We start from the raw sequence: 12,666 nt of genomic DNA on the forward strand, positions 1-12,666 counted from the left end.
CCTCCCGAGTAATGTCGGCAACGGCCCAACCGCGCCGCATCCGCACTTCTGGAAGGTTGCTCATGAGCATCAACGACGACGACATCACGACCACCTCGGGCACACCCGGTGAGGGACCCGCAGACGGCGGAGCCAACCCCGACGGTCACGACGGCGGAGCCGACGGATCCGCAGATGCCGGGGAAGGACCCGCGGACGGCGGAGCCACCCCGAGCGGACACGACGGCGGAGCCGACGGATCCGCCGACGCCGGGGAAGGACCCGCGGACGGCGGGGCCAACGCGGGCGGACACGACGGCGGAGCCGACGGATCCGCTTGAGCGAGCCCGACCTGCGCGGGCCGCGCGATCGGCCCGCGCTCGCGCGTCTCAGCGGCGTCCCCGCGACCGACTTCAGCCGCGAGTACTGGGGAGAGCGGCCGCTCCTCACCCACCGGGCGGACGGATTCGCCCATCTTTTCAGTGCGAATGCGGTCGATGAACTCGTCGCCGAACGCGGGCTCCGCACGCCCTTCGCCCGGATGGCTTCGGAGGGCGCGGTGCTCTCGCCGTCGCTGTTCACGGCGCCGGGCGGCTTCGGCGCCGAAGTGGGCGACCAGCTCGACTCCGCGAAGGTGCTGGAGCAGTTCGCAGGCGGCGCGACGCTGGTGCTGCAGGGACTCCACCGCACGTGGGAGCCGATCGCAGCGTTCACCCGTCAGCTCGTCGCCGATCTCGGCCACCCCGCCCAGGTGAACGCCTACATCACGCCGGCGTCCTCCCGCGGATTCGACCCGCACTACGACACGCACGACGTGTTCGTCATCCAGATCGCGGGCGCGAAGCGCTGGACGATCCACGAGCCGGTGCACCGGCATCCGCTCGCCGACCAGCCGTGGACCGACCACCGCGACGCCGTCGCCGAACGCGCGCGAACCGAGCCTTGGATCGACGCGGTCTTCAAGCCCGGCGACGTCCTCTATCTGCCGCGCGGATGGATCCACTCCGCGGTGGCGCAGGGCGGCACATCCATCCACCTGACGATCGGGGTGCGCGCGGCGACGCGACACGATCTGCTCACGCGCCTGCTCGCGCGCGCGGGCGATGACCCCGCCTTGAGGCAGCCGCTGCCGATGGGCGTGGACTACGCCGACGCCGCGTCGCTCGATGCCGACCTGGCCGCCACGATCGACGCGGCGCAGGCCTTGCTGAGCGCTGCGGCGGACGACGGTGAGATCGCTGCCGCGATGCAGCGCGAGTTCCAGCAGGCGGTCCGACCGGCCCCGGTGCGCCCGCTCGCGACCGTCGACCTGCTGGCCGACCTCGACGCCGCTGCGACGCTCGGGTGGCGCGACTCGCTCCGCGGGCGCATCGAGGACGACGACCTCGGCGTGCGCATCGTGCTGCCGCACAAGACCATCGGGCTTCCGGCTGAGGCGTCGGGCGCAGTGCACGCCCTGCGCGAGCGCGACCAGCCCGCGGGCGCACTGCCGGGGCTCGACCCGGGCTCGTCGCTCGTCGTCTCGAGACGGCTGCTGCGCGAAGGCGTGCTGGTGGCGAGATGAGCGTTCGCCGATGAGCGCGACGGCCCTCCCCTCGACGTCGCAATCGATGGGAGCGTGGGAGCCGTGCAGCGACCGCTCGCTCGAACGCGGCGATCCGCTCGCGGGCACCGGCGGGTTCGGCGCTCGGTGGCTGCTCGTCGAGATCGACGGCGCGTGGGGCACGCACGCCTTCTTCCAGTCGCGCCTCGACCCGGCGATCGGGCGCGAACTGGTCGGACGAGCCGAGAGCGCAGGCATCCGTCCCGTTGCGATCCGCCCGTTCGGACGCCGCGCGGACGAACGCCGTGCTCAGCGGCGGTGGCGCTGGGCACTCGCCGACGCGCGCCCGGGTCGCGAGTCGGTGCGATGGGGCGTCGTCGACGATCCTGCTGAGCTGCTCGACGTGTCGCTCGACGGCACAGCGGGCACCGCGTCGGACCGACCCGTGGTGCTGGTGTGCACTCATGCCCGGCACGATCAGTGCTGCGCCGTCCGCGGACGACCGGTGGCGCAGACGCTCTCGCGCGCGTTCCCAGACGACACCTGGGAGAGCTCGCACCTCGGCGGCGACCGCTTCGCCGCGACGATGATCGTCCTGCCGCACGGTCTCTACTACGGCCGGGTGCCGACCGCAGAGGCGGGAGCCATCGTGGAGCGCTATCGGCAGGGCGAGATCGTCGAGCAGTACTATCGCGGACGCAGTTCGCTCAGCAACATCGTGCAGTCCGCGCAGTCCTTCGCACGCGCGGACAGCGGCGATGCCCGCATCGAGGCGTTCCCGCCGGTACTCGAGGAACGCACCGCGGAGGGCGGCTGGCGGGTCGACCTCGCGCACGACGGCGAGGTCGTCACGGTGCTGCTGCACGAGCGGATGTCTGCCCCGTTGCTGAGCACGTGTGCGGCGACCCGGCCCACATCCGTTCGCGAGTTCGCGTTGACGTCGATGTCGCGGCGCCCCGTATGACCCCGTCCCGCAGGAACGTCGAAGCCCTCCCGAGGGCGCTTTCGCGCACCGCGGGAGGGCTCGGGATTCGGCTCAGCTGATCTTGCGGCGGTAGATCGCCATCGCGGCGAAGTACGCGACGACCAGGATGCCGACGCACCACGCCAGCGCCACCCAGATGGCCGAGTCCACGGGCTGCCCCGAGAACAGGTCCCGGATCGTGTTGACGATGGGCGTCACGGGCTGGTTCTCGGCGAACCATGCGACCGGAGCAGGCATGGTGTCGGTCGGAACGAAGGCCGAGCTGATGAACGGCAGGAAGATGAGCGGGTACGAGAACGCGCTCGCGCCGTCCACCGTCTTGGCCGACAGCCCCGCGATCACCGCGATCCAGGTCAGCGCCAGCGTGAACAGCACGAGGATGCCGACCACCTCGAGCCACGCGACGAGACCGGCACCGGTTCGGAACCCCAGGAGGAGGGCGACGCCGACGACGATGACGATCGACGCCAGGTTGGCCACGAGCGAGGTCAGGACGTGCGCCCACAGCGAGCTCGACCGTGCGATCGGCATCGACTGGAACCGCTCGAAGATGCCACCCTGCAGATCGAGGAACAGGCGATACGCGGTGTACGCGATGCCCGACGCGATCGTGATGAGCAGGATGCCCGGCAGCATGTAGTCGATGTACGACATCGACCCGGTGTCGATCGCGCCGCCGAAGACGAACACGAACAGCACCATGAGGGCCACCGGAGTGACCGCGGTCGTGATGATCGTGTCGGGGCTGCGCAGGATGTGGCGCAGCGACCGCCAGGTCAGGACCGTGGTGTCACCGAAGAAGTGCGTTGTGCTGGTCATCATCGTTCCTTTCTGCTGGTGGTGGTGACGCTGTCGGCGTCGTCGCCCTTGCCGTCGTCGCCGACGAGCGCGAGGAACACGTCCTCCAGGCTCGGCTGCTTTTCGACGTACTCGACCTGGGCGGCCGGCAGCAGCTGCTTCAGCTCGGCCAGGGTGCCGTTCACGATGATCCGGCCCTGGTGGAGGATCGCGATCCGGTCGGCGAGCTGCTCCGCCTCATCGAGGTACTGGGTGGTGAGCAGCACGGTCGTGCCACTGTTCGCGAGCTCCTTCACCGTCTGCCAGACCTCGATGCGGCCCTGCGGGTCGAGGCCCGTCGTCGGCTCGTCGAGGAAGATCACCGGGGGGTTGCCGATGAGGCTCATCGCGATATCGAGGCGTCGACGCATCCCACCCGAGTAGGTGGATGCCTTGCGGCTGCCTGCCTCGGTCAACGAGAAGCGAGCGAGCAGATCGTCCGCGATCTTTCCGGGGTCCTTCAGGTGCCGCAGCTGCGCCACCAGCACGAGGTTCTCACGCCCGCTGAGGATCTCGTCGACGGCCGCGAACTGGCCCGTCAGACTGATGGACTCGCGCACGCTCTGCGGTTTCGCTGCGACGTCGAATCCGCTCACCGTGGCAGTGCCGGCATCCTGCGTGAGCAGGGTCGACAGGATCCTGATGACGGTGGTCTTGCCCGCACCGTTCGAGCCGAGCAGGGCGAAGATGCTCCCCGGCGCGACGTCGAAGTCCACGCCGCGCAGCACGTGCAGGTCCTTGAAGGACTTCTCCAGGCCAGTCACCCTGATGGCGGCATCCGTGGTCATTTCGGTTCTCCCTTCTCCGCCTCGTCGATCGACTTGTTGAGGCGCTCGCGCTCCTTGTCGATCCACCGCTTGCCCGAGTAGGCCTGTGCGAAGGTCTCGGCGAACTCTGCAGGATCGTCGCCGACGATCTCTCGCACCGGCGTGCCGTCCGCTGCCGCGCGCTCCCACAGGTCGGCGAGGTCGCTGAACATCGTGACGAGGGTCTCACCATCGACGGTGATGCTTCCCGAAACCATGAAGTATCGCTCGACCGCGTTCGCGGCTCCCCGATAGGGCTCGGGGAGCGCCTTCACACGTGCCTTGTACTGCCTCCACTGCTTCTTCTGCTCGAGGGATCCGGTGACCATCTCGATCCACTTCGCGGCCATGACTACTTCTCCATCTCATCGTTGTCGGTGTTGTCGGTGTGGAGCTGTTCGATCCGCTCTGCCAGGAAGCTCCACGTCCTCCAGAACTCTTCGAGCTGTTCCCGCCCCTGTGCGTTGAGCGAGTACACCTTGCGCGGCGGGCCCTTCTCGGACGGCACCTTCACCACGTCCACGAAGCCTCGCTGCTCGATCCGCACGAGCAGCGCGTACACGGTGCCCTCGACCAGATCGGTGAAGCCCTGGTCTCGCAGTCGCGCCGTGATCTCGTACCCGTATGCGGGTCGCACGGCCAGGACCGCGAGCACGACGCCCTCGAGAGTGCCCTTCAGCATCGCGGTCATCTGATTTCCCACTTGCTCACCTCCGCTCTACTCTGTGTTGCTGACTACCAGTAGACGGTAACACTAAGTACCGGTAGTTGGCAACACTGAATAGTGACCCAGCAGAGGGATTCGATCCGGGAGTGCGGTTTCGGCAGACGGGCCTGACGCTGCGGAATCGCTAGACGGCGGGGCGAGACGGCTTGCGGTGCTCCACGATGTCGAGCATCTCGAGCGACCAGTCGTGGACGACATCCAACCTCGCCGCGAATGCCGGGTTGATCTGCGCCGTGCCTGTGTACCAGAGGTCGAAGGCGACTTGACGGAGGGCGATGTAGTCGTCGAGCTGCGCGAGATCGGTGTCACGACCCGTGAGGTATCCCGAGCGGAGCGCCTCGAGGTAGAGCGGGTAGTCGGGGCGGTCTCGCAGCTCCCACACGGCGACCGCGAGCTCGTACATGCGAGGGCCGGTGCCGCAGTCGTCGAAGTCGATCAGCTTGACCCGATCACCCTCGAACACGGCGTTGCCGGCGTGCAGGTCGGCGTGGATGAGTCCGACATCTTCGGCCGATGCCATGACATCGACCATTCGCTCGCCGACGGCCTCGAACCGGGCGCGCAGCGGCGCAGGCAGGAGGTTCCAGCACTCCGCGGCGGGGATTCCTCCGTAGACCATGACGTTGCCGAAGAACGCCTCATGGTCCCATCGGATCCTCACGAAGTCGTCGGGCGGCGCCCAGGCATCGGCCTGATCGTGAAGCACGGCCATGGCGGCACCGAGACGATGCAGGTGCACGGGCCGGGCGGAGTCTTCGTGGATGCGGCCGTCCATCCAGCGCAGCACCGAGCAGTCCCTCGTTTCACCGGCGGCCGTGGCCCGCACAGTCTGTGATCCGTCTCGTGCCGCGACTGCATCCGGAACTTCCAGCTCGGTGTCAGCTCGGATGCTGCGCATCCAGGCGATCTCGGAGCGGATCGCGGCCGCGCCATCCACTCCCTGACCGTGCCGTTGTGGTCGGTGCACCCGCACCAGGTGACGTCCTGCGGCGCTGTCGTGCCGGAAGGTCGTGTTCTCGCCATGGGTGACGAACGTCAGCCGCCCATGGGGCAGCGGATACTCGCGGAGTGCCGCGAGCGCGATCAGGCGCAGCTGGGCGATCTGCGCGCGGCGTGATGGCACGACCACTACTGTGCGGCAACTCCGGGGCTCGTGACAACCTGCGTGCCGCGGTGGAAGGCAAGCGTTCCCGGGTGCAGCGACCTCCGCCTCAGCCGACGCGTGAGCGAATCGGATCCAGCACTGCCTCCGCCGCCCATGCGGCGGCGTCGGCGATATCGCGGCGGCTCATTCCGAACTCTCGGCGGAACGTCACCCACGTCGCGGCCGAGTCGAGGTGGGCAAGGGCTGCGACGATCGCCCTGCGCTCATCGTCGTCGAGCATGGGGATCTCGGCATCGAGCATCGCCTCGAGCATCGCCCGTCGCGGGCTGGGCGCGGCTCCGCTCACGCCTCGCATGGTCGTCTCGGCAACCACATGGGCCAGCTCCGGGCGATGATCGTAGGATTCCATCGCCGCCCGGATCGTGAGAGGCATGTCGAAGATGCTCGGGGAGTCCTGCCGCGGGAAGATCCTGCTCTCGATCCACGCCGCAGTCGCGAGCAGCAGGTCCACCCGCGTCGCATAGTTGCGGAAGACGGTGCGCTCGCCGACACCCGCACGTCTGGCGATCAGCCGGAATGACACGTCGTCCGTGCCCAGCTCCTCGATCAGCTCGGCGTAGGAGGCGAGGATCGCCTCTTGCGTGCGACTCACGTCGCCGGCTGCGTTCGCATCCGGGTCGGAGGTGGCCGGCATCGTCACGCGGGCGCCCGCCGCGAGACGCCGGCCATCTCGGTGTCCGTGAGAATGAGCACGTCTCCCAGGACCTTTGCGACGGTGCGCTCGAAGACGTCCGCGATGGCCGGCGCGCTCATCTCGAAGCCCGTCCGCATGCGAGCCCAGAACTGTGCCGACGCGAAGTATCGGAGCGCGGCTGCCACCCGACGCCGATCCCGCTCGTTCACCGAGGGGTGATTCGTGGCGAGCATCGTCGCCAGTGCCCTGGTGAAGAACGTGGGCTCCGGCTCGCCGGTCGGCGAGATGGATGCCGCGCGCGCACACACGAACGCGAACGCCGGCGACGAGTCGAAAGCCAGGAACCGGGCGCGCGCAGCGTCCTGGAACTGATCGATCGTGACGAACGGTGGCAACGGGAATTCGGTGGACTCGATCCACCCCGCAACGCCCTCGAGCAGATGCGATCTCGTCGGGAAGTGACGGTAGACCGTCCTCTCCGACACGCCCACCGCGTCGCCGAGGGTGCGGTACGAGATGTCGTCGAAGGGATTCTCGCGCAGTGCTGCGGCGGCGCTGGCGAGGATCGCCGTCGGAGTGTCCACCCCCTCCGCCATCATCCGCCCCTTCCCCGCTGCGTTCCGGTCACCTCGGCTGTCCGCGTCGGCGGTTGACTTCGCCGCGACGTCGGCTCGGCAGGCAGCACATAACGATCGGAGTCGTCGAGCGTCAGCGCGAGTGACGACACATACTGCGTCTCCCCGTGAGCTCCCCGCTCCGCCGATGTCAGCATATCCGGACGCTCGAACGTGTACCCGGTGACGTGGCAGCGCAAGCGCTCACCCGACGGGTTGCCGTCGGCATCGAGTATCGGCGAGGCGATGCCATCCGTCTGGCGCCGCAGGTAATACCTGCCGCGCGTGGCCACCGCCATGAGCGGGGTTGCGATCGCCGCGACACCGATGGCGATCAGCACCGAGAACGGCTGGAGCCCCTCGCCGAGCAGCCCCGCGAACGCCGCCAACGACAGGAGGGACGCCAGCCCGACCGACACGAGGCCCACCGGATTCCAATCGCGCAGCATCCCCCGGCGGAACTCGGGGTACTTGGGCGAGATGTGCAGCACGTGCTTGTTGATCGCGATGTCGGCGGCGATCGTGACCAGCCACGCCATCACGACGTTGGCGTAGAGGCTGAGCACGAAGCTGATGAGGCTGAAGACGTCCATCCACATCAGCGCGAGTGCGATGGCGCCGTTGAAGAAGATGAAGATCGTTCTGCCGGGGTAGGTCTTGGTGAGACGGGTGTAGACGTTCGACCACGCCAGCGACCCCGAGTACGCGTTGGTGACGTTGATCTTGACCTGCGCGACGACGACGAGAACGAGCGCCAAGCCGATCGCCAGCCACTCCGGCATGATCGATTCGTAGAGGGCGATGAATTGGCGTACCGGCTCAGCGGCCCGCATGCCGAGATCGGGGTCGACACGCGTGATGAGGTAGACGGCGAGGAAGACGCCGATGACCTGCTTGATGCCGCTGAAGAGCACCCAACCGGGACCCGCGAACAGCAGCGAAGCCCACCATGACCGCCGATTCAGGCGCGTGCGCGGCGGCATCGCCCGGATCACGTCGATCTGCTCGGCCAGCTGCGGCGTCAGCGCGAAGCAGACGGCGGCGCTCCCCGCGATCGCCTGGAAACTCAGGGCGCCGTCGGACGCGCCGGTGAACGTCACGAACGCGCTCACCGCGTCGGGGTCGGAGACGATCACCCAGAGCAGAGGCAGCAGCGCGAGCGCGAGCCACAGCGGTGTGGTCCAGAACTGCAGTCGCTCGAGTGCGCGCATGCCGTAGATCACGATCGGGATCACGACCACCGTGGAGATGAGGTAGCCGATCGGCAGCGGGATGGCGAGGGCGATGTGGAGCCCTTGCGCCATGATCGCCCCCTCGAGGGCGAAGAAGATGCACGTGAACACGGCGAAGATCACGGTCGTGATCGATGAGCCGTAGTAGCCGAAGCCCGACCCGCGCGCGATGAGATCCAGATCGATGTTGTAGCGCGCGGCGTAGTACGCGATGGGCAGGCCGACGATGAAGATCGTGATCGAGGCGAACAGGATGCCGAGCACTGCGTTGTTCGTGCCGTGCTCGATGCCGACGCTGGCCCCGATCGAGAAGTCGGCGAGGAATGCGATCGAGCCCAGGGCCGTGACCCCGATCGCGCCCGCGCTCCAGCGCCGGAATGTTCGCGGGACATAGCGGAACGCATAGTCCTCGAGACTGTCCTCGGCGGCCGCCCGCGCGTTGTCTGCCCTCGTCACCGCGAACTGCTCGCCACGTCGCACTCCCTGCGCCTCGCACGTGGGGCTCATTGTGGCGGTCGCGTGTTACGGCAGCATTGCGCGCAGACAGCGCTAGATGGCCATGGCCGCGCGCACCCCCTCCGCGGCGAACGCTCCGCCGTCGCCGGTGCTCGACGCGAAGCCGCTCGCAAGGACGAGGTACTTGTCCGCAGCCTCCAGCGCGAACCCGATGTGCTGCTCGACCAGCAGCACGGAAAGGCCCTCGCTCGCGAGCTGCATCACGGTCTGCTCGATCTCCGCGACGATCGTCGGCTGGATGCCCTCGGTCGGCTCGTCCAGGATGAGCAGCTTCGGCTCGGTGATGAGCGCCCGGGCGATCGCGAGCTGCTGGCGCTGGCCGCCCGACAGCAGCCCGGCCTTGCGGGTGGCGAACTTCTCCAGCGCTGGGAAGCGCGAGAGCTGCTGTTCGATGAGCGCCTTGCCGCGCTTGCGGCCGTCAGCGACCAGTTGCAGGTTCTCCATCGTCGACAGCTGCGGGAACGACTGCTGGCCCTGCGGCACATAACCCATGCCCCGCGCGACGCGCTTGTTGGGCGGCAGCGCCGTGACGTCCTCGCCGTCGAAGATCACCTGACCGCTGCGCGGCTTGATGAGGCCGATCGCGACGCGCAGCAGCGTCGACTTCCCGGCGCCGTTATGGCCGAGCACGGCGACCACCTTGGCTGAGGGCAGCGTCACGCCGTGCAGCACGAGCGTGCGGCCGTAGCCGGCCTGGATGTCATTCAGCTCGAGCATGTCAGGCCTGCTTCCCGTGCGTTGTCGCGGCATCGGCTGCGATACCCGCCGAATCAGCGACGACCAGCATGCCGGTGGTGGTCGCTGCCCCGGCGGTGCCGAGATAGACCGCCTGGACACTGGGATCGGCTTGCACCTGCGCCACCGTGCCCTCCGAGAGCAGCTTGCCCTGGTGAAGCACCGTCACCCGGGTCGCGAAGCGGCGCATGAAGTCCATGTCGTGCTCGACGACCAGCACGACGCGGCGCTGGGCGATGCGGTGCAGCAGTTCGCCCGTCGCGGTCCGCTCGTCCTGGCTCATGCCTGCGACTGGCTCGTCCAGCAACAGCGCGCGAGGATCCTGCACGAGCATCATGGCGATCTCGAGCCACTGCTTCTGGCCGTGGGAAAGCACTCCCGCGGGAGTGTCACGCTCCCTGGTGAGTCCGCTCTCCTCTAGCGCCACCTCGATCGCCGGATCGACGCCGCGCCGAGCCCGCAGCAGAGACCACGAAGAGCGACGGAGCCCCGCCGCGATGTCGAGATTCTGCAGCACGGAGAGCTGCTCGAACACGCTCGCCGTCTGGAAGGTGCGCCCGACACCGAGCTGGACGATCTTCTGCGTGGACCTGCCCAGCAGTTCCTGGTCGCCCAGCTTCACCGATCCGGTGCCCTTGGACAGGCCGGTGATGGCGTCGATGCAGGTCGTCTTGCCTGCGCCGTTCGGGCCGATGAGGAATCGGACCTCACCCGGGTGGGCGTCGAACGAGACGTCGTCGACGGCGACGAATCCGTCGAACTGGACGTGCAGATTCTCGACGACGAGTGAACCTGCGGCGACGGTCACTTCGTCACCTCCTGGACGTCGGGCTCGAGCACGAGTTCAGGGGCGGAGGGGGATGCGGGTGGAGATTCTCGTGAGCGCCACACCAGACCCTTGGCCCTTCCGAAGAGCGATGACAGTCCCATCGGCAGGAAGAGCGTGACCAGGATGAAGACCAGGCCCAGGATGTAGATCCACCCATCCGGCCAGGTGGAACCGAGGCTCGACTGGCCCCAGCCGATCGCCATCGCACCGAGGGCCGGACCGAAGAGGGAGGCGCGACCGCCCAGTGCCACTCCGGCGATCATGAGGATCGAGGCGGACGCCCCGATCTCTGCCGGCGTGATGATGCCGACGATCGGCACGAACATGGCCCCCGCGACGCTGGCCATGAGAGCGGCGACCACGTAGGCGACCAGCTTGATGTTGGCAGGGTCGTAACCGAGGAACCGCACGCGCTCCTCGGCATCTCGGGTGGCGATCAGCAGCTCGCCGAAGCGGCTGCGGTTGAGCTGCCACACCACCAGCAGGCACGCGACGAGCAGCGCCGCTGCGATCGAGTAGACCATGAGCTTGTTGGCGTCGTCGTTCAGCACGAATCCGAAGAAGTACTTGAAGTCGCTGAGCCCGGTATCCCCTCCGGTCTCGCGGATCGTCGAGCTGATGAGCACCGCCAGCGCCACGGCGAGTGCCTGGGACAGGATCGCGAAGTACGCTCCCTTGATCCTGCGCTTGAACAGGGCATAGCCGAGGACTCCCGCCACGATGACCGGGAGCAGGACGATGGCCAGCAGCGTGAACACGTCGCTGCGGAACGGCTCCCAGAAGGCGGGGAGCCCTCCCGACGGGTCGTACAGGATCATGAACACGGGAAGGCTGTCGGGCCCCGCGCTCTCCAACGTGAGATGCATCGCCATGGCGTAGGCGCCGAGCCCGAAGAAGACGCCCTGACCGAGGACCAGCATTCCGCCTCTGCCCCAGGCCAGACCGATGCCGACCGCCGCGATCGCCCAGCAGCAGTACTTGCCGAGATTGTTGATCCAGTGCATGGAGAGCACGGCGGGGGCGACGACCAGGAGCAGGATGGCGAACACCCCGATCCCGATGAGGGGAAGCCACGGTCTGATTTTCGTCATGTCAACCCCCGGGTGCGGACCGTGAACAGGCCCTGTGGGCGGAACTGCAGGAAGACCACCACGAGCACGAAGGCGAGCACCACGGCCATGCTTCCGGTCGTCCAGTCGGCGAACAGCGACAGTGCGATGCCCAGAGCCCACGCTGCGATCACGGTGCCCTTGATCTGACCGACACCGCCGGCGACGACCACGAGGAAGGCCGGGATGATGTACTGCGTGCCCATCTGGGCATTCGTGCCGCCGATCAGTGAGGCGGCGACACCGGCGACTCCCGCAAGGCCCGATCCCACGAAGAAAGTGATGCGGTCGACGTTGCGGGTTCGGATGCCGCTGGTCTCGGCGAGGTCCCGGTTCTGGACGGTCGCTCGGATCCGGCGCCCGAACGGCGAGTATTTGAGCCATGCCGCGAGTGCCGCAAGACAGAGGGCCGCGAGCACGATGGTGAATACCTGACGAAGCGGCCACGCATAGCCGAGAACGTCGATCTGCCCGTCGAGCCATTGCGGACTCTCCACGGGCACCCCCTGCGCCGGAAAGATCTGCAGCGCGATCTGCTGCAGGATCAGGGCTACGCCCACGGTGACGAGGAGCGTGTCCAGTGGCCGGCGGTACATCCACTGGATGATGCCGACTTCAAGGAGCAGGCCGAGCAGGCCGGCCCCCAGGAAGGCGAGCGGCAGAGCCAGCAGGATCGAGATGTTGCTGGAGCTCACGGCGAGCTGGGTGAGGTAGGCGATGAAGGCACCGGCCATGATGAACTCGCCGTGCGCCATGTTGATCACCCCCATCTGACCGAAGGTGAGGGTGAGTCCGAGCGCTGCGAGGAGCAGCAGCGCACCCAGTGCGGTGCCGTTCAGCAGCGGCGGTATGAGTGCATCCACGTGCGTTGACTCTCTCTCTGCGGTCGGGATACTGACGAGGAGGTTCCGGTGTGCGGGGTCCCGTGCCGGTGCCGGCACGGGGCCCCCCCTCC

15 protein-coding genes are annotated in these 12,666 nt (G+C 67.8%); 3 read left to right on the top strand and 12 right to left on the bottom strand.

All coding sequences use genetic code 11. The annotated features are described in order from the left end of the window. The first annotated feature begins 62 nt into the window (after nucleotides 1-62). The 3 genes from ABD188_RS20100 to ABD188_RS20110 are packed head-to-tail and all read left to right on the top strand — an operon-like array spanning nucleotide 63 to nucleotide 2,486. Nucleotides 63-320, top strand: coding sequence for a BatC protein (locus tag ABD188_RS20100; protein WP_344066724.1), 258 nt, complete (start codon nucleotides 63-65; stop codon nucleotides 318-320). After that, on the top strand, nucleotides 317-1,543 hold the full coding sequence (locus ABD188_RS20105) for a cupin domain-containing protein (RefSeq protein WP_344066727.1): 1,227 nt from the start codon (nucleotides 317-319) through the stop codon (nucleotides 1,541-1,543). The genes ABD188_RS20100 and ABD188_RS20105 overlap by 4 nt, the downstream gene beginning before the upstream one ends. Before the next feature lie 10 nt (nucleotides 1,544-1,553). Then, nucleotides 1,554-2,486, top strand: a complete 933-nt coding sequence (locus ABD188_RS20110; protein ID WP_344066731.1) for a ferredoxin family protein — start codon at nucleotides 1,554-1,556, stop codon at nucleotides 2,484-2,486. Nucleotides 2,487-2,558: 72 nt separating this feature from the next. On the opposite strand, the gene ABD188_RS20115 is transcribed toward ABD188_RS20110, so the two are convergent. From ABD188_RS20115 to urtB, 12 genes are all read right to left on the bottom strand, one after another. Then, nucleotides 2,559-3,326 carry an ABC transporter permease gene (locus ABD188_RS20115; RefSeq protein ID WP_344066734.1) on the bottom strand — a complete coding sequence of 256 codons (768 nt, stop codon included), beginning with the start codon at nucleotides 3,324-3,326 and terminating at the stop codon, nucleotides 2,559-2,561. Further along, nucleotides 3,326-4,132: an ABC transporter ATP-binding protein gene (locus tag ABD188_RS20120; protein WP_344066737.1), complete on the bottom strand. Its 807-nt coding sequence runs from the start codon at nucleotides 4,130-4,132 to the stop codon at nucleotides 3,326-3,328. Before ABD188_RS20120 ends, ABD188_RS20115 begins: the two co-directional genes overlap by 1 nt. Next, on the bottom strand, nucleotides 4,129-4,500 hold the full coding sequence (locus ABD188_RS20125; RefSeq protein ID WP_344066739.1) for a DUF1048 domain-containing protein: 372 nt from the start codon (nucleotides 4,498-4,500) through the stop codon (nucleotides 4,129-4,131). Before ABD188_RS20125 ends, ABD188_RS20120 begins: the two co-directional genes overlap by 4 nt. 2 nt (nucleotides 4,501-4,502) lie before the next feature. Continuing rightward, nucleotides 4,503-4,853, bottom strand: a complete 351-nt coding sequence (locus ABD188_RS20130) for a PadR family transcriptional regulator (RefSeq protein WP_344066742.1) — start codon at nucleotides 4,851-4,853, stop codon at nucleotides 4,503-4,505. 148 nt (nucleotides 4,854-5,001) lie between these two features. Continuing rightward, on the bottom strand, nucleotides 5,002-6,000 hold the full coding sequence (locus tag ABD188_RS20135; RefSeq protein ID WP_344066745.1) for a phosphotransferase enzyme family protein: 999 nt from the start codon (nucleotides 5,998-6,000) through the stop codon (nucleotides 5,002-5,004). An 88-nt stretch (nucleotides 6,001-6,088) separates the two neighbouring features. Next, nucleotides 6,089-6,676 (bottom strand): TetR/AcrR family transcriptional regulator, encoded by a 588-nt coding sequence (locus ABD188_RS20140; RefSeq protein WP_344067271.1) that lies wholly within the window; start codon nucleotides 6,674-6,676, stop codon nucleotides 6,089-6,091. A gap of 2 nt (nucleotides 6,677-6,678) precedes the next feature. Further along, the gene (locus tag ABD188_RS20145) at nucleotides 6,679-7,260 is read right to left on the bottom strand and encodes a TetR/AcrR family transcriptional regulator (RefSeq protein ID WP_344066748.1); all 582 of its coding nucleotides are present in this window, start codon (nucleotides 7,258-7,260) and stop codon (nucleotides 6,679-6,681) included. Between the two features lie 11 nt (nucleotides 7,261-7,271). Continuing rightward, on the bottom strand, nucleotides 7,272-9,029 hold the full coding sequence (locus ABD188_RS20150) for a purine-cytosine permease family protein (protein WP_425561358.1): 1,758 nt from the start codon (nucleotides 9,027-9,029) through the stop codon (nucleotides 7,272-7,274). 42 nt (nucleotides 9,030-9,071) lie between these two features. Further along, nucleotides 9,072-9,755 carry an ATP-binding cassette domain-containing protein gene (locus ABD188_RS20155; RefSeq protein ID WP_344066754.1) on the bottom strand — a complete coding sequence of 228 codons (684 nt, stop codon included), beginning with the start codon at nucleotides 9,753-9,755 and terminating at the stop codon, nucleotides 9,072-9,074. Nucleotide 9,756: 1 nt separating this feature from the next. Continuing rightward, nucleotides 9,757-10,581, bottom strand: coding sequence for an urea ABC transporter ATP-binding protein UrtD (gene urtD, locus ABD188_RS20160; RefSeq protein WP_344066757.1), 825 nt, complete (start codon nucleotides 10,579-10,581; stop codon nucleotides 9,757-9,759). After that, nucleotides 10,578-11,693, bottom strand: coding sequence for an urea ABC transporter permease subunit UrtC (gene urtC / locus ABD188_RS20165; protein WP_344066760.1), 1,116 nt, complete (start codon nucleotides 11,691-11,693; stop codon nucleotides 10,578-10,580). Before urtC ends, urtD begins: the two co-directional genes overlap by 4 nt. Further along, a complete protein-coding gene (gene urtB / locus ABD188_RS20170) occupies nucleotides 11,690-12,574 on the bottom strand; it encodes an urea ABC transporter permease subunit UrtB (protein WP_344066764.1) in 885 nt (294 codons plus the stop codon). The genes urtC and urtB overlap by 4 nt, the downstream gene beginning before the upstream one ends. Nucleotides 12,575-12,666: the final 92 nt, after the last annotated feature.

The organism is Microbacterium pumilum, from assembly GCF_039530225.1.
GTDB classification, from domain to species: domain Bacteria; phylum Actinomycetota; class Actinomycetes; order Actinomycetales; family Microbacteriaceae; genus Microbacterium; species Microbacterium pumilum.